The organism is Asticcacaulis sp. MM231, assembly GCF_964186625.1.
Classification (GTDB): Bacteria; Pseudomonadota; Alphaproteobacteria; order Caulobacterales; family Caulobacteraceae; genus Asticcacaulis.
In genome coordinates this window covers 2,823,872-2,839,476 of the sequence record NZ_OZ075108.1, presented here as the reverse complement: position 1 = coordinate 2,839,476, position 15,605 = coordinate 2,823,872, and the positions used below count along the sequence as shown (strand labels likewise).

General features: G+C 56.0%; 16 protein-coding genes and 1 pseudogene. 12 read left to right on the top strand and 5 right to left on the bottom strand.

The features are described from left to right. Positions 1-52 precede the first annotated feature (52 nt). Positions 53-712, top strand: a complete 660-nt coding sequence (locus ABQ278_RS13925) for a hypothetical protein (protein WP_349320112.1) — start codon at positions 53-55, stop codon at positions 710-712. A 290-nt stretch (positions 713-1,002) separates the two neighbouring features. Here ABQ278_RS13925 and bdcA read toward each other — a convergent pair whose 3' ends face one another. Continuing rightward, a complete protein-coding gene (gene bdcA / locus ABQ278_RS13920) occupies positions 1,003-1,716 on the bottom strand; it encodes an SDR family oxidoreductase (protein WP_349320111.1) in 714 nt (237 codons plus the stop codon). Positions 1,717-1,787: 71 nt separating this feature from the next. On the opposite strand from bdcA, the gene ABQ278_RS13915 reads away from it, so the two are divergent. The 3 genes and pseudogenes from ABQ278_RS13915 to ABQ278_RS13905 form a co-directional block, all read left to right on the top strand. Further along, complete coding sequence (locus ABQ278_RS13915; RefSeq protein ID WP_349320110.1) at positions 1,788-2,378, top strand: TetR/AcrR family transcriptional regulator; 591 nt, start codon at positions 1,788-1,790, stop codon at positions 2,376-2,378. Positions 2,379-2,651: 273 nt separating this feature from the next. Further along, positions 2,652-3,299, top strand: coding sequence for a hypothetical protein (locus tag ABQ278_RS13910; protein ID WP_349320109.1), 648 nt, complete (start codon positions 2,652-2,654; stop codon positions 3,297-3,299). Between the two features lie 958 nt (positions 3,300-4,257). After that, positions 4,258-4,515: pseudogene (locus ABQ278_RS13905) on the top strand (transposase); the annotation flags it as partial. A 138-nt stretch (positions 4,516-4,653) separates the two neighbouring features. Here the strand turns inward: ABQ278_RS13905 and ABQ278_RS13900 are convergent. Both ABQ278_RS13900 and ABQ278_RS13895 read right to left on the bottom strand, forming a co-directional pair. Beyond that, positions 4,654-5,346: a DUF4336 domain-containing protein gene (locus ABQ278_RS13900; protein WP_349320108.1), complete on the bottom strand. Its 693-nt coding sequence runs from the start codon at positions 5,344-5,346 to the stop codon at positions 4,654-4,656. A 2-nt stretch (positions 5,347-5,348) separates the two neighbouring features. Next, positions 5,349-5,933: a TetR/AcrR family transcriptional regulator gene (locus ABQ278_RS13895; RefSeq protein ID WP_349320107.1), complete on the bottom strand. Its 585-nt coding sequence runs from the start codon at positions 5,931-5,933 to the stop codon at positions 5,349-5,351. 880 nt (positions 5,934-6,813) lie between these two features. Between ABQ278_RS13895 and ABQ278_RS13890 the strand changes: the two genes are divergently transcribed. The 4 genes from ABQ278_RS13890 to ABQ278_RS13875 are packed head-to-tail and all read left to right on the top strand — an operon-like array spanning position 6,814 to position 9,512. Then, positions 6,814-7,119: a helix-turn-helix transcriptional regulator gene (locus tag ABQ278_RS13890; protein WP_349320106.1), complete on the top strand. Its 306-nt coding sequence runs from the start codon at positions 6,814-6,816 to the stop codon at positions 7,117-7,119. Continuing rightward, positions 7,116-8,141 carry a hypothetical protein gene (locus ABQ278_RS13885; protein ID WP_349320105.1) on the top strand — a complete coding sequence of 342 codons (1,026 nt, stop codon included), beginning with the start codon at positions 7,116-7,118 and terminating at the stop codon, positions 8,139-8,141. Before ABQ278_RS13890 ends, ABQ278_RS13885 begins: the two co-directional genes overlap by 4 nt. Next, positions 8,125-9,114 carry a sigma-70 region 4 domain-containing protein gene (locus ABQ278_RS13880; protein WP_349320104.1) on the top strand — a complete coding sequence of 330 codons (990 nt, stop codon included), beginning with the start codon at positions 8,125-8,127 and terminating at the stop codon, positions 9,112-9,114. Before ABQ278_RS13885 ends, ABQ278_RS13880 begins: the two co-directional genes overlap by 17 nt. Beyond that, positions 9,111-9,512, top strand: coding sequence for a sigma factor-like helix-turn-helix DNA-binding protein (locus ABQ278_RS13875; RefSeq protein ID WP_349320103.1), 402 nt, complete (start codon positions 9,111-9,113; stop codon positions 9,510-9,512). Before ABQ278_RS13880 ends, ABQ278_RS13875 begins: the two co-directional genes overlap by 4 nt. Before the next feature lie 75 nt (positions 9,513-9,587). On the opposite strand, the gene ABQ278_RS13870 is transcribed toward ABQ278_RS13875, so the two are convergent. Further along, positions 9,588-10,139 carry a hypothetical protein gene (locus ABQ278_RS13870; protein WP_349320102.1) on the bottom strand — a complete coding sequence of 184 codons (552 nt, stop codon included), beginning with the start codon at positions 10,137-10,139 and terminating at the stop codon, positions 9,588-9,590. A 59-nt stretch (positions 10,140-10,198) separates the two neighbouring features. Beyond that, positions 10,199-10,516: a type IV secretory system conjugative DNA transfer family protein gene (locus ABQ278_RS13865; protein ID WP_349320101.1), complete on the bottom strand. Its 318-nt coding sequence runs from the start codon at positions 10,514-10,516 to the stop codon at positions 10,199-10,201. Between the two features lie 67 nt (positions 10,517-10,583). Between ABQ278_RS13865 and ABQ278_RS13860 the strand changes: the two genes are divergently transcribed. From ABQ278_RS13860 to ABQ278_RS13845, 4 genes are all read left to right on the top strand, one after another. Beyond that, positions 10,584-11,210 carry a hypothetical protein gene (locus tag ABQ278_RS13860; protein WP_349320100.1) on the top strand — a complete coding sequence of 209 codons (627 nt, stop codon included), beginning with the start codon at positions 10,584-10,586 and terminating at the stop codon, positions 11,208-11,210. A gap of 588 nt (positions 11,211-11,798) precedes the next feature. After that, positions 11,799-13,085: a PAS domain-containing methyl-accepting chemotaxis protein gene (locus ABQ278_RS13855; protein ID WP_349320099.1), complete on the top strand. Its 1,287-nt coding sequence runs from the start codon at positions 11,799-11,801 to the stop codon at positions 13,083-13,085. Then, positions 13,078-13,278: a hypothetical protein gene (locus ABQ278_RS13850; RefSeq protein ID WP_349320098.1), complete on the top strand. Its 201-nt coding sequence runs from the start codon at positions 13,078-13,080 to the stop codon at positions 13,276-13,278. Before ABQ278_RS13855 ends, ABQ278_RS13850 begins: the two co-directional genes overlap by 8 nt. Before the next feature lie 310 nt (positions 13,279-13,588). Then, complete coding sequence (locus tag ABQ278_RS13845) at positions 13,589-15,391, top strand: HAMP domain-containing methyl-accepting chemotaxis protein (protein ID WP_349320097.1); 1,803 nt, start codon at positions 13,589-13,591, stop codon at positions 15,389-15,391. Positions 15,392-15,605 lie beyond the last annotated feature (214 nt).

Sequence of the window (15,605 nt, the reverse complement as noted above, 5' to 3'; positions counted from 1 at the left end):
TTGGGAAGGGCGATGGGCGTCGACGCGGATACATGGCCGCAAGAAGCGCCAGGTGATGGAGATGTTTCTTGAGGAAAAGCCACACCTGAAACCCTTGCCTGTCGACGCCTTCCGCTTGTTTACCCAAGGCTTCCGCACGGTCGACGACGCAGGCCTGGTCCAGGTTGATGGCGCCTATTACTCGGCCTTGCCAGCCAATCCCCATAGTCGCGTCATGGTCCGCGTGTTTGACGCGGATATTGAGGTCTTCAGCCTGATGGGGGCGCTTCTACGGCGCCACGGTAAGGCGGCCCGCAAAGGGGCTTTCGTCATGGCGCATGGCGACCGTTTGTTTAATCCTTCGCGGGAAACAACAAGGATCCTGAACAAGATCGACGAGATCGGCCCGGAAACGGCGACGCTGGCGCAGGCCATCTTCGTTCGCGACGGTCGCGCGTCGCACCGGACCATTTATGGCCTGTCGAACCTCGCCCGAACCTACGCATGCGCCGACATCGAGGCCGTTTGTAAGGAGGCGTTGGCGGACGGAACGGCAAGCTACAGCGCCATCCGCCAGGCGCTGGAACGCAGAGCCGCCCGTGCTTCACCCGAGCCAATGGGCTTGCGTCAATCCGGCCCGCAAATCCGCCCGCTTAGCGACTACCAGGCGTTCTGGGACACCCACACACTCAACAAAGACGAGGATACTTCCAATGACCATGTCATCCATTGAACTTGAGCGATCCTTGCGTTCCTGCAGACCCGATAATGACAAGGGCGTGTGCAACAAAAAAAAGTTTGATGCACATCACTCAAAACGTTGACAATTGCGTAGTCTGGGCATCGATTGAGGCGGGGCGATTGTTACGCCGATGCTTAAGCGGCATGTGGCATAGGGCGTAAGGCCTCCGGATTTCCCGGAGGCCTGTTTATTTCGCTACGCGGCCGTCTTTGTCTGTAGCAACAAGCGCAGCACCGTACCTGCCTCGTCCGTGCCAATGATACCAGGGGCGGTTATGGCGATCAGGCTCCGAACGCGCCGTCGATTGTGTGCATGGCGCCGGTTACGAATCCGGCTTCCGCACCTGCCAGCCAAGCGACCATCCCCGCCACCTCTTCAGGGCGGCCGTGGCGCTTGATGGCCATGAAGCTGTGCATCAGGTCTTTCATAGGTCCGTCCTCTGGGTTCGCATCCGTGTCGATGGGGCCGGGTTGGACGACATTGATCGTAATGCCTCGTGGCCCGAAATCCCGTGCCAGGCCTCGCGCCAAACCTTGTAAGGCAGACTTGCTCAGGGCATAGGACGCCATGCCCGGAACCGGCATCCGATCGCCATTTACAGAGCCGATAATAATGATCCGGCCGCCGTCCGGCATCTGGCGCGCGGCTTCTACCGAGGCATGATAAGGTGCGTGTATGTTGACCTGGAAGAGACGATCGATAGCGTCCGGTTCCTGTTCCAAGGCGTCGCCGAAGATCGCGAAGCCAGCATTGACGACCAGGACATCCAAGGGGCCGCTGTCACGAACAGTGGCAATGACGGCGTCCCGGTTGGCACTGTCCGTCAAAATGGCTTCGCTGCCCGTCTCGACCGCCAGGTTTTCTGCAGCGTCGCGTGATCCGGCATAGGTGAAACCCACCTTGGCACCGTCATCCGCGAAGCGCCGTACGATCGCGGCACCGATGCCGCGGCTGCCACCAAGCACCAGAACGGATTTATCTTTGAAACTCGTCATAACGATATCCTTGCGAAATAATATAGGAGTCGTTACATAATGCTGTATGTGATGGAGTCAAGTTTTTTGTAATGAATGCTACAAATATATCCAAGACGCGTGGCCGTCCGCGCCGGTTCGATCCAGAGGATGCGGTCGCCACCGCTCAGCACCTCTTCCATGCGCGGGGCTATGACGCGGTGAGCGTCGCAGATGTCACTGAAGCGCTGGGCATCAACCCGCCCAGCTTTTATGCGGCCTTTGGCAGCAAAGCGGGTCTTTATAGCCGGGTGCTGGAACGATGGGCAAAAACCGGTGCTATACCGCTCGATGCCATTCTGCGCCCGGATCGTCCGGTGGCCGACGCTCTGGCTGAGGTTCTGGAGGACGCTGCCCGCCGCTATGTCGCCGAGTCCGAAACGGGCTGTCTGGTTCTGGAAGGCACGCGCTGCAACGACACAGACGCGCGCGGCGCAGCGCTGGCCTGTAACCTGGCCGCCGAGTGCGTTATCCGCGACTACATCGCCGCCCGCCATCCAGGAGCCGCCGAAGAGCTGACCGACTATGTCAGTACAACCATGTCCGGTCTATCCGCCAAGGCGCGTAATGGACAGGACCTAAACCGTCTGCTCGCGACAGCACGGCTCGCGGGTCGGGTGATCGCACAGGTCCTTCCCGATTGATACCAATAAGCCGCTCGAAGAGCTTGATCCCCTTTAAGCGACCGGCGGCCTTTTTCCGCTTTGCACCGCACCAGTAGAAGCGTCGCAAGGCAGGTATACGTCCCCCGCCGACACTATATTGCTAGGCGCTCAGGGATAGCCAGGAACCGTCCGTGCTGGAAGCCATGCCGTGGCGCTTTTAAACAAGTGCGGCAATCAGCGCGTTTTTTGAGGTAGCTTTGTTGGTATAATCAGGGCGGATAAGAAACGGAAAATCCGAAAGAACCAAAGCGCATGCAAGTCTTTCCGTCTTTGCCACATAAGGTTGGAGCGTTTTGTGGTTTCGCAATAGCTGCGCTCAGCTTAGTCTATTCGAGCATTTTGATCGGGGGCTTACTCAGCTTGCCCACGCCAAGGCATCCTGTTAGCGACCCTTGGTTTGCAGCACTTGAGGTCCTAATCCTTATTTTAGCGCCGATGATTGTAGGTTTAATGGCGGCCATCAACGCGGTCGTCAGTGGAGGAAGGAAGATTATGGCGAGTTTGGCATTCGCCTTCTCCGTCATGCTCGCCCTTGTGACTATGCCCGTCCATTTCATAATTCTGACGGCAGGGCGCAGCACGGCCTTCGCTGAGACGCACTGGAACGCCGCGCGAGCTTTTCAGTGGCCCTCGGTGCCATATACGCTCGACGTGCTGGCATGGGATGTTTTTTTCGCACTCTCGGTCTTGATGGCGGCCGTGGCGCTAGGGGGGCGAGGGGCCGTCCGTTGGGTGAAATGGCTGTTTATTTTAAGCGGAGCGCTGGCTTTAGCGGGTCTAAGCGGTATCGCCCTTAACGACATGAGCTTTCGAAATATCGGCATTCTTGGATACGCCGTGATCTTTCCAATTGCGGCCGGGCTGCTTGGTAGGGAATTTAAGTCAGCGAATATTCATTGACCGAGATTCACATGACAATTGATAAAGCCTCGAACGGGCAGAGGGCATAAGTATCGCGCTGGCGAAGACGACGGACGTTGTGACAAGATAACAAGGCTGGTTTTAGCTCAGAATGGGCATCAGAGATAGAGTGAACGGAAAAAGCAGACATTTTGGCTGGGTTTAACGCTTGCCATTTTTTGATGACCAGAATTTCGATGCTTTAGGCATCAATTCTTCAAATAGATATTTTTTTATTCGCCCTCATTTAGGTGCGTTTGTGGCCGGAGCATTAATAACTAAGATTGATCGGGTAGGGACACACGATGCCATGTCCTCTGACGGCCAAGCCGCTACGCTTCCTATATTTATGCAGGCCCGGTCCGCCCAGAGCGCAGAAATTCAAATAGACGTAATCAGGCCTGACCCAACACGAAATCGTATAAAAATTAGCCGATACAGTTAACAATGATTGCCGCAAAAGAATAATACGAGAGCGATTGCTGTTTCAGTTCAAATGATAAGCTTCGGCCTAGTAAGGTATATTTAATCTATCAGGTCGCAATGCTGCTTTCAAAGGCGCGCAGAAGGCGTGTCTTGTGGAAAGTGTAGATTACCAGTGTGCGTTCTTCTTAGGCCCTCGCAGGTCGATAAATGGCGGCGCCCTAAGTGGCCCCATGGGCGTTCCTTACCGCAACCTGAATATGTCAACTGCCGCAAAGACGCGTCGGTATCAATCCTTGCCGGGGGACTTAGGTCACCGAGCAACAGGGTTCTTACGTCCCCTCTACAATTTGAGTTCAGTTCCGAGTTTTATGGCCGTTTGCACGGCCGAGTGCAGAGAGTATATATGGCCCGAAAGTTCCTTCGTCACGCGTCCTGCATCGGTTTGTTGGCCGCGTTTTTCGGCCTGTTCGAGAGCCAAGCGCACGCACAGAGTGCGACACCGCCACGTGGCCGACTTTTACTCCGCCGTTGACAGGTGCCCCGCAATATACATGAGAAATCACGTGATGTTGCCCTCGCAGCTGTGGGCACGTCCATCTACGAACGATCGTGTCGCGAGCGTAAAAAGATCGAAATGTTGTTTGCCCACCTCAAAAATATCGTCGGACTTCGAAGATTGAGGCTGAGAGGACCGTGTGGTGCAAAAGACGAATTTACGATCGCAGCGATGGTCCAAAACCTACGGAAACTAGCCAAGTTGAGGCCCATACGGCAAATGTGCGGCGCATAAGGCGCTGGAGGGCCTTCAAAAACGTGAGACCGATCCGCAACCCCAAAAATCATGCCCATAATAGCGCGCCAGCTGTCGAGTTTTTCAACGGCATCGGCGCAAACCGCGCATTAGCACCGCTCAATATTCATACCGAAATCAGCTCTTCAACCAGCGAAAAGCGCGGATCAGGAAATCGCGCCCATCTTTTGTGATAGGTTCGCCATGCGCCATGAGCACCTTCGTCGTCGGCCAGCTTAAAATGTGTTTGAGCGCGGTCCGCGCGGCCCTGCGGTTATTAAAGGCTGAGCGGAATTTACGTGGCACGCCAGGTTCAGAACCGAGCAACCCGTCCCATTCCGCGATGAGTGCTCTCCAGCCCGTGAACCAACTGGCCGGATATTGTTGAAGGAGATCCGTGAATAGCGCCGTCGAACTGGAGCGATGAAAAAAAACGACCTCGCGTGTAATCCTGTTGCCTTCCATGATCACCTGGTCGATCTCCTCTAACCAGGCTGGCGACGGCGTATTCCCCAGTTCATTGTCAACAGGTACGGTCTTGATTATCCTTGTAACACCGGGCGCGCCATGAACCTGGGCGTCCGGGTATGCCTGCGCCCAATCGGAGATAAATAGGTGATGAAGTGTGTTTGGCGCGACCAGGTGGCGGACGCGACCGAGCGCATTCACGGCGATACGTAAGTCTTCGGATAGCGCAACCGGCGACCATATGAACAAATCTCCGCTGCAAAGCCTTATGACTGCCATGCGCGTCGGAAAATGGAAACCCAACAAACCTTGGACATTTGTGCCGTCTGCAATCCATATTTCGTCGCCGAATGGAACCAACATGTTCATCTCCGATCGTCGGGTGAGGTGCCTATGCCTTCGAGAACAAGACGAAGGATATGGTGAATATCGTTGTCGCTAAACGCTGAGCCGGAAAGAGCCGTCAGCATAGCCTGACCATAGATCCCGAGGAGTACCAGAGACATGAAATTGGCATCGTCGTCGCGACGAATGACGCCCTGATCCTGGCCTAGCCGTAAAATGTCCCGGACAAGCTTTTGAAATGAGGGCCGATCGATCGGTGGCTCAAGCGTAGGCCGATTAAGCGGCGATAACGCCAGGCGGGCAAGGGACGGATTCGCCAGGCACCAACCGGCACTGTCAAGCAAGACCTTCTCCAGCAGCCCCCTCACATCCGTGTTTTCTGCGATGAGGGTGCGATAGGCCGAATTGTTGGCTTCGACCTGCGCAATGAGTTGAAACGCGATGTCCTCTTTGGAAGCGAAAAGGTTGTAAACTGTCTTCCGTGTTAGGCCGGCGCGCTGCGCTATGTCCTCGACAGTAGCAGACGCGACATCCATCTCCCGAAAGATAGCATCCGCCGCGTTCAGAATAAGATGTCTGGAGCGTTCTGTTCGATTGGGCCTCATTTTTACACGCTAGTGTAAAATTACACACGTGTAAACAATAAATGTGTTGTCTCAGCTAAACGCCTTGAAAAGTTCGGTAAGTCAGGTGCCGGTCACAGCGGATTGATAGCGGAGACAATGTCTGCTCGTCTTAATGTCGAATGTCTGCGATGGCGCATTTGCGACTTCACCTCACTTTCAGCAACGGGGGCTAGCGCTGAATTTCACCTTGTTGTCGAACGCTAAAGCTCTGCGGCTTTGATCATGTTTACGCGTCTTGCGTGCCGGCCTTCCTCGAAGTTGGGCCGATATCGACCACCTTCCAGCCCTGTGCCTTGACGTGGTTCGCAATCAACTGCCTCAACTCAATGGCAGAATGGTCGCTTGAAAGTACTATGCGGTTTAAAGCTATCATCGATAAGGTTTCCCATTTTCAGAGGGGTTTTGAGCGCTACGCCTAAGGTGGAATGAACGCAAGAAGATCGTTGTACTTTACCCAGGCTGTGAAGCGAAATTACTAAGCTTCCTTTCCCGAGAAGGGCGCGAAGGCGCCGTTTTTTGACAACGAACGAGAATGTTTTGAGGGCATCGCTTGGTCAGGCGCTAGGAGAAATCTGACCGGATTTGATTTTTCTCCGGTTCTATGTCACCCTGAAGTTGCAGTTGCCACATGTGACTGCCAGGTCGTAGAAAGCCTGACAACGAGTGGTTTGATGCTGGCCATTCCCAGCACGAATATCCTTGACCTCTTTGCGGTCGGGAAGCCTATGGCGTATGCAATAGGCTCCGTCCGAAGGCCATAGGGACCGTCTCGTTGCGGTTTTCTAACTTCCCGATCACCAAAGGCTCGAAGTCGCCCAAGCCATAGTGCTGGGCCTCTTCTACTGGAAAGGGGTTAGACATGCGTATCCGTAATGTAGTGCGCCCGACTGCCGGCGCTTGTGTAATAATAAACGGCCGTAATGCCGTCGATATCCGCCTTGGCGAGCTGATGAAGCAACGCCGTAAGCATTTGGGTCTCACCAAGAGCGGGCTTGCTGCTCAACTGGCGCTGACCAAGGACGACATCCGTAAATACGAGCGCGGCGAAATCCCGTTCCGTGCCGATATGCTAGCGGTGCTTCCAATCGCGCTCAGGGTCCGCGTCCCATTCTTCATCGACCCGATTTCCGGCATGGTCCGGAAGGGTGGGGTGGTGCGGCCATGAACGCCATGTCACATCCCCTGCCGGCCGGATACATGACCGGCCAGTTTGACGTTGCCGGCCACGAACTAGCGTCATCACCTTCGCCGGAGCGACTGCTGGATCTGTTGCTGCTGGCGGACCAGCACGAGGCCGAGAAAGAAGGCCACGCCGCTCCACGGCCCGGACACTGGGATCAGCTTCGCGATGAGGCTGGCGCCGAACTCATGCAATTGCTGAGCGGCAATGACGAAGCGGATCATCTGGGCTGGCGAGACCCGGACACGGACTGGCAACCAAAGATGTTTCGCCACGCCCTCAATTCCATAGCCAAAATGGACAACGGCGGTCTCCTGACCCTGTTTATCCAGGCATCGGAAGCCGCCTATTTACGAGAGGCCGAGCCGATGCAGGCGCGGTGGGATCGGGTTGCAGCGCAGTGCCGCGCGGAAATACTTCGTCGGGTTGCAGCATCTAAGCCGTCAGTGTCCTTGGAAGCGGAGCCGGAACCCAGCGACGAGGATGACGAAGCCGAGGATGCTGATGATTACGTCTCTCTGCGCGATGTTTTGCGGGTCGCCGAGAACGCGTTTGGGTCTGAATTGTCGGATGCCAAACTGCTCGACCTCTACGTCCTCGTCGACAATTGTGGCGCCGGCCCTGATGACGAGATCTTTGACGACATCCTCGATCCCATAACCGAGATGCTGCAACAACGAATAGAGCAGGGCAGCCCGGATCTGGCGCTCATTCCGCCTGTTGAAGGGTTCGACTATCCGGACCACCACGCCCACGCGCTTGTGGCTGTCCTTACGGGTGAGCTTTCCAACAAGAACCTCCTGACGATCTACCGCATGGCCTGGGACTGCGAGCCGGACTCGCCTTGGATGACTATTGCAGATATGTGCCGGGCGCAGATTTTACGCCGCATGAAGCCACCACTTCTGCGAAGAGACGACGGATACCGCGAAGATTGGAAGCGCGCGGAACTGGTGCGGCGTTTAACAGCGCATGATCAAGGAGGCCGCGATGAAACGGAAGCCTGACAAGCGACTGGTGGACGAATTGCCGGATGTCGAAGTCCCGGCCGGCGGATTTGGCCAGCGCGAACTTGCTGTCATCGAAAAGTTGTTCCGCCCGGATATGCCCGATGGGGAACTGATAAATCTATACTTCCTGATGCACGACTGGACAATGGATAGCAAGTGGGTGTTCGGGGCGCGGTTCAAGCAGATCGAGGATGTGCTTATCGCTCGAATGTGCGGGCGCGAGCCTGAGGCCGGGGAGGTTCGAGACCTTCCCGGCTTCGACCCGGAGGACTACCGTGAAGCCACCGAGTTCGTTTGTAGCGGCGAGTTCACAGACTGGCAGATACTTGAACTCTATGCCATCGCCCAAACCAACCTGACGGATGATGAGATCGGCCATAGGTGGCAAGCCATTCTCGATCTGTGCCGGGCGCAAATTCTTCGCCGCATCAAAACTACCCGCGCGGCCGCGACCCGTCGAGCTGACGATGAAACAGCGCCCCGCGCCGGTCGAACGCCTGCCGAAATCGAAGCTCGACATGCCGCCAACGAGAAATACGGCGAACGTATCAGGACATGGCGGGGAAAAGTTGGCATGTACGAGCGGGGTTTGGGCGCCGCGCTTTGCCTGACAGAAAAGGACATCATAGAGGCGGAGGAGGGAAACCCAGCAATTGATCCTCGGATGATGCTCCTGCCTTTGATACTCGCGGACGATTATTGCCAGGCGTATGAGGATGCGCATCGTTCTAGTGCGGCGACCTATGTGACGCAGTTCTACGAAGCGAGCAGGCGAATGACGCCGAAGGTGCGGGCGATATGGCTGCTCCACCATGTCGATGGTCTGACGGTTGCCGAGATCGCCGAGTGGCAGGGTATCAGTATATCCATGGTCAGCCAGCGCCTGCGGGAGGCTGAGAGGGACGTGGCGCGGTATGGCCCCCAGCCGCCCAAGCCAACAGCACGCAAGCTGCGTGGGCCAAGGCAATGAAGCCGGCAGGCCCGGATTACGCTGCGTCAATTAGACGATACCGCCATCGGTTCCTGGAAGACGCGCTTTGCGGCTGGTGCGTCTTCAGGTTCACGCTCTTTAGGGAAGGCAGGCCTCGCTTTCATCCGCCCATTCCAAAGGCCTATGAGGTGAGGCGTCTTCAACGTGCGATCCACCAGGCCCAGATGGAAGAGACAATACGCGCCGAAAAGCTACGCTGGATTTCCATCATCGCCAGGATGCCGATTACGCTGCGCGCCGTCCTATTTTTCCGAAGATGGGACAATTTAAATTACGCAGAAATCGAGGCGCGAACGGGCATTCCGGCCTTCCTTGTGCAACGCCTCATCGTGCGCGCGTATGTGCTCTTAGTTTATTATGAAATGGCCTCCGAATAAGATCGAGGCGATGTTCATCTACGGGTAGCTTGAAATGTGACGTCGGTACTATGACCATCCGGTCACAGGGCGTCGCTATTTGACGCCGCGTTTGGTCCAGGCGTTATCCTCCGGCTTGGCGAACACAACATCTTTGCCGTCCATAACGGTTAGGAACGGTTTTTCAGACACGCCCATGGTAACGGAGCCGGTTCCATCCCATTGGCGGAAGAAGGCTCCGCCCCCTGGCTCAGCCAACAGTAGCATGACCTGTTTGCCTTGTTTTTCCGGGCCTGAATCCAGCGAGAGCATGGCGTTAGCATAACCGTTCATGGTGCCGTAGCCGCCGCGTTCCGTGCCCGACCCGTCATAAATCAGCATCCCCCCCATCTCGCGGGGTTTGAAATTCCTCGGCTTGCCGTTGAGCGTTACCTGCGGCAGGTTGCCGGCCAGTACGACGCGGTCAACTCCCTTGTCGTCGTAAACCCTGATCTCCTTGACGCGGAGTGTTTTTGCCGTCTCCAGCCCATGCAGTCTGTAAGCCTGATAACCCGCCACGCCAATAAGCCCGACCACGACCAAAGATAGCAGGGCCGTCGTGACGCCATGGCGCTTTTCAAGCTTCGATATTCTCTCATCTACTGTCATGACGTTCCTCCAGCTATGTAACGAATTACGGGTATTGAATACCGGGTAGGTCAAAAAACTTAGACCGGATCAAACCGGCCTGTGAACTCAGAATCGGCGTAGTACTTGAGTTTGTATGCGATGTGCGGCGCTTGCCCGGCCAGGAACAACAATTCCGATTCCGGGGGCAGGCGCCGTACCTCATCCGGGGTCAATAGCGGCCGGCCGGTATGTTGCTCGCCATAGGTGATGCCTGACTCCTGGGAGTTCTGGTTGCGGCTCATGGTCTGGAAGACGACCGTGCTCTGGCCCAACAGATCAGAAATCAGCCGCGCACTTTCATGATCATTGACGCCGAAGACCTGGAGGACGCCGAAGCCGCCGTCGCGGAGTACCATCCACGATGAGATAGGAACCCTGTCTCTCGTTCTGCAAACGGCCTACCGGCACCGCAAGATCCACGGCGTGCCGGATCTGTCGCCGCCCTACAGGCAACAAAAGAAAATCATCCATCGACCCTGGTTCACTCTGGCTGAATATAAGCAGCTCTATAAAGCCGTAGCAAAAGCAGCGCGCGAAGCGCCGGAGCGCTACAAATATGCCTATGAGCAGCTTTACGACCAGATACTGATCCTCGGAAACACCGGCCTCAGGCCCGACGAAGCGGCGAGATTGCAGCACCGCGATGTGACAATCGCGCACGACCGGGACACCGGCCAGAAGATTTTAGAAATCGAGGTTCGAGGCAAGACCGGCTATGGCCCGTGCAAATCAATGCCCGCCGCTGTAAAACATTACGAACGCCTGCTGGCGCGACCAAAGCAGGGGCCGAGTGGCCGCGCGAAGGATCGTAAGCGCTATGAGAAGCTTGTCGCAATAATGGCAGAAGCCGGCAAGCTGTCGCCATTGAGGCAGAAGCAATTAGAGGCGCTTGCGCCGCTCTTCAGTGAAGACGGCGCCCTCAACAGCCGTGAATATGCCAAACCCGCCGATCTTTTGTTTCCCTCAAACCATACAGTCCGCTTTCGGCATCCTGCGGCACCGGATCACGCCCCTGCGGAACCGGCATCGCAGGCGGGATCTGTGTTGTGACCGCATCCCGAACCGGTACGGGAACAGATTCCTGGGCGCTGACAGCGGAAGTGAATAAAGCCGCCGTGGCGACACTCAGCGAAAAAGCGGTGCTTTTAATCAAGCTGTTCATCAGAAGTTTCCCCTCGAATTTTCGGCAGTTCAAACCTGCCCGATTAAAGCATTGGCATAGTCTATACGTTTGGCCTTGCTATTGCGTTTCTTGGATTTTCCGATTGTAAGTCGAGCCGCTGAGCCGCAGCGCGAATACGATCATTGAAGGACTGGCGTTCAAGCGCCCCTACGGCACTCTCAATAACCTGCGACAGCGGAAGGGCCACCTGTTTGGCAAGCCGCCTCCCCAAGCGTGTAAGCCCCTGCTGGGTGGGCCATCGGGGGCGTCGAGCAACGCAATTCCGCTTTTGATATTCGACGGACGTCTGTTGGAAGATGTCGAAACGCGAGCATATTTTATGCTTTATGAGGCAATTTGTCTCACGTGACCGTTGCTTTTAACTATCCATTAGGGGTTTTGATAACACCATTATTCATAATGTTGTGTCCTGCGAGAACAGCCTCGCCGATGTAACTCGTATGCAGGTGGTTAAAATGTTTGATTTTATCAATGACCTTAAGGCTATCGTAGCCGCTATCGACGCCTCGCAAGCGGTCATCGAGTTCACGCCAGACGGGCGTGTGATCAAAGCCAATGCCAACTTTCTCCAGGTTATGGGGTATAGCTTCGATGAGATTGTCGGCAAGCACCATGAAATCTTCTGCGACCAGGCTTTTGTCAGCAGCGACGTCTATCGGCAGTTCTGGCGGAACCTGTCGTCCGGGACGTTTCAATCGGGCGCCTTTAAGCGCGTGGGCCGTGGCGGACGTGTCGTTTGGCTGCAGGCGACCTACAATCCGATCATCGATCGCAAGGGCCGGGTATGTAAGGTTATCAAATTTGCTGCCGACATTACGGAGACGAAGCTGCGGGAACTGGATTCAATCGGCAAGATGGCGGCCATTGACCGCGCTCAAGCCGTCATCGAATTCAGCCCGGATGGAACAGTCCTTGCCGCGAATGAAAACTTTCTGGACGTCCTTGGATATCGTCTGGATGAGATCAAGGGCCATCACCACCAGATGTTCTGCGACCCGACCTATGTGGCCTCTCCAGACTATAAGCGTTTCTGGTCGAGGTTAGCGGCAGGCGAGTTCATTGCCGACGAATTCCGCCGGATCGGCAAAGGCGGTAAGATCGCTTATATCCAGGCGTCCTATAACCCGATTTTCGACGACACGGGCGCCGTCATCAAGGTGGTGAAATTCGCGACCGACGTCACCCCCGGTGTTGAGCGTAGGTTGGCCAATGACACGATCGGTCGGGCCATCGACGGTCAGCTTGGCGATGTGCTCTCCCAGATGGATGGCGCTAATCAAATGGCCTCTGGCGCGTCGAGCGCGTCGACCGAAACCAGCGCCATGGTCAATGCCGTCGCGGCGGCGGCCGAGGAGCTTAGTGCGAGTGTTCGTGAAATCGCCGAAAGCATGACGGCGGCGAAGTCAGGTGTTGAGAGCGTGTTCCGCCATGCTGAGACGGCCAACGGCTCTGCCGCCAGCCTGGCGACATCGGCCGAGTCCATGAACAGTGTAGTGACGTTCATTCAGGACATCGCCTCCCAGATAAATCTCCTGGCGCTGAACGCAACCATAGAGTTGGCCCGCGCCGGAGAAGCCGGTAAAGGCTTTGCGGTTGTGGCCTCCGAGGTCAAGTCACTAGCCAATCAGGCGTCGACCTCTACCAAGACCATTGGCGACGAAATTGCCAGGATCCAATCGATCAGTGGTGAGGTGGCGGCCGCCCTCAACCTCATTTCAGAACTCTCTGACCCACGTGCTTGACAGTGTCGGCAATGTTGCCAGCGCGATCGAGGAGCAGCATGCGGTGACGGGTGAGATTTCCTCGAATATGCAATCCGCCGTGTCGGCGATTCAAGACATCGAGAATAGCCTAATCCGGATAACAGGGGCGTTTGGCGCCGTGGTCACCGCGTCAGGGGATGTGAAGATCAATGTCGAACGCCTTGTGGCATAAAAGGCACTTCGGCCATGATCGATAATGCGGTTATGCCAAGGCTGACTTAAGCATATTGCCTCGTTCTTCCGGGGAATATGCAAGATTTTTGAAGGATGAAATTCGCCTTTCTTGATTGAAACTTAAGGCATAACTCGGAGAGACTAACCCGATGCAGCTTCGTGGCAAATTTATCATTCTTGGGACGATAAGCGCCCTCCTGGTCGCGGGTATGGCGTCCGCGAATTGGCAGGCTGGTCAATTGTCCAGAACCCATATGCAACAGGCCTCGGCTATTTCCAGGATAACCCAGCGGCATATGGAAGGCGATATGATGCACGACGCCATGCGCGCAGATGTGTTGGCGGCTTTGGTCGCGCAGCACCGTGGCGCGGAGGCTGAGTTATCTCGTGCGCAGCAGGACTTTCAGGCCCACGCCGCTAAGTTTGGCGACAACCTGAAGCAGAATCAGGCCGAAGCCTTGCCAAGCGATCTCAAGGTGCGCTTTGACACGGCTCTAAAGAGTTTGAACGACTATCGCTCTGCCGGCGAGGCTATAATTACGTCGGTCGCGAAAGCGCCACCAGGGCCCGGGACATCTGTCGACACGGCGCTTTTTGAGCAGCAGTTTTCGGCTATGGAAGACAGCAACGAGGCCTTATCCGAGCAGATTGCGGTCTGGATGACAGCTACGGAGGCGCGGGCCGCTGAGGACGAAGGCCGTATAGGCGCCCTGGTCATTCTTTTGTCGGTCCTGGCCGTGGCCAGCGTGGTCGCCACAAGCGTCTTCCTGTGGCGGGATGTCCTGCGTCCATTAGCCGGCTTGTCGCAGGGTATTGCCCGCATTGCGGGGGGCGACACCGATGTTGACGTGCCTTTTGCAGCCCGCCGGGACGAAATCGGTATACTGGCCCGCGCGACCGAAACGCTTAGGGGGACGGCAAAACAAGCCTTTCTCGTCAATAATATGGTTCAGGCCATGCCGACCCCGGTGATGGCTGTTGATGTGCATAATGATTTCACGATCAGCTATGTTAATGCGGCAACCCAGGGTCTGCTGGATCGCTTGAAGGGGCATTTTCCCTCTTATGATGGCACCTTGGTCGGTCGTTCAATTGATATGTTCCACAAGACCCCAGAACACCAGCGACGTTTGTTGGCGAATGCAGACAACCTTCCACACCGGGCGCGTATTCGACTGGGTGAGGAGAGCATCGACCTGCAGATCTCAGCCGTGCAGGATCATAGAGGCGAGTATGCTGGCGCTATGCTGTTGTGGGATATCGTGACCGACCAGGCGCAACTCAGTCAGGAGTTTGAGGTTAGGGTTCAGGATGTGGTTGCCGGTCTGGCGGCCTCAGCCGTAGACATGTCTCAGATCGCTGAAACGGTCTCTGGGGAACTTAAAAAAAGTGCAGATCTGGCGGTTTCAGCCTCTTCGGCAGCAAGTCAGACCACCTCCAGCGTCCAGACCGTTGCGGCGGCGGCTGAGGAAATGGTCGCTTCCATCCGCGAAATTTCCGAACAGGTGCAGACAGCCAACCGGCTGGTGTCGGAGTTGTTTCAAAAAGTTATGGATGCCGATCTGGTCGCGCAAAAACTATCCGGCGCGTCAGACAGGGTAACCGAGGTGACGACGGTGATCGGCGACATTTCAAGCCAGATAAACCTCCTTGCCCTCAATGCGACGATTGAGTTGGCTCGGGCAGGGGAGGCGGGGCGTGGCTTTGCCGTGGTCGCAGGGGAAGTCAAAAGCCTTGCGAACCAGACCCATCGATCTATCGGTGAGATCAATGTGGTGATCGATGACATGCGGGTCGCTACCAGGGACATTATCAGCGTGCTTGCGGATATCCGGACGGCCGTTGATGCCATCACCAGCGCGACCACCTCAGTGGCGGCGGCGGTTGAAGAGCAGACCGTAACCACTCAGGATATCGCCCGCAATATGGCCTTTGCCGCCGATGGCACCCGTATGATCAGCGAAAATCTTGAAAAGGTTTCGTCATTCACATCCCATAGCGAAGAAGCATCGGCGCACCTGCTTGGTTCGTCTCAGTCCGTCTCGCATCAGGCCGACGCTTTAAGTGGCCGCGTAGCGGATTTTCTTAACCGGTTGAACCGGGCTTCGTAAGTCTAACGTCTTGGAGGGCGCTCGGTGCGCGTGAGATGAATCCTCTCGCGTTAAGGTATCGCATCAGTGATCGGCTTTAGTCAGGACGCAGGAAAGCAGACTCTCGCCTTGACCTGCGGCATTTCCTCCTTTATAGCCCGCAAACCATTTTCGAGGTGCGCCGTCATAAGTGCATCCTGATCCATCATTATGCAGGGGCTGTGTCCCCGCCGTA

Excerpts from the sequence above, each read along its gene's own strand:
- bdcA (WP_349320111.1), bottom strand. The coding sequence starts at position 1,716 with ATGACGAGTTTCAAAGATAAATCCGTTCTGGTGCTTGGTGGCAGCCGC.
- ABQ278_RS13915 (WP_349320110.1), top strand. The coding sequence starts at position 1,788 with ATGAATGCTACAAATATATCCAAGACGCGTGGCCGTCCGCGCCGGTTC.
- ABQ278_RS13890 (WP_349320106.1), top strand. The coding sequence starts at position 6,814 with ATGCGTATCCGTAATGTAGTGCGCCCGACTGCCGGCGCTTGTGTAATA.
- ABQ278_RS13910 (WP_349320109.1), top strand. The coding sequence starts at position 2,652 with ATGCAAGTCTTTCCGTCTTTGCCACATAAGGTTGGAGCGTTTTGTGGT.
- ABQ278_RS13875 (WP_349320103.1), top strand. The coding sequence starts at position 9,111 with ATGAAGCCGGCAGGCCCGGATTACGCTGCGTCAATTAGACGATACCGC.
- ABQ278_RS13880 (WP_349320104.1), top strand. The coding sequence starts at position 8,125 with ATGAAACGGAAGCCTGACAAGCGACTGGTGGACGAATTGCCGGATGTC.
- ABQ278_RS13865 (WP_349320101.1), bottom strand. The coding sequence starts at position 10,516 with ATGGTACTCCGCGACGGCGGCTTCGGCGTCCTCCAGGTCTTCGGCGTC.
- ABQ278_RS13870 (WP_349320102.1), bottom strand. The coding sequence starts at position 10,139 with ATGACAGTAGATGAGAGAATATCGAAGCTTGAAAAGCGCCATGGCGTC.
- ABQ278_RS13895 (WP_349320107.1), bottom strand. The coding sequence starts at position 5,933 with ATGAGGCCCAATCGAACAGAACGCTCCAGACATCTTATTCTGAACGCG.
- ABQ278_RS13855 (WP_349320099.1), top strand. The coding sequence starts at position 11,799 with ATGTTTGATTTTATCAATGACCTTAAGGCTATCGTAGCCGCTATCGAC.
- ABQ278_RS13885 (WP_349320105.1), top strand. The coding sequence starts at position 7,116 with ATGAACGCCATGTCACATCCCCTGCCGGCCGGATACATGACCGGCCAG.
- ABQ278_RS13900 (WP_349320108.1), bottom strand. The coding sequence starts at position 5,346 with ATGTTGGTTCCATTCGGCGACGAAATATGGATTGCAGACGGCACAAAT.
- ABQ278_RS13845 (WP_349320097.1), top strand. The coding sequence starts at position 13,589 with ATGATGCACGACGCCATGCGCGCAGATGTGTTGGCGGCTTTGGTCGCG.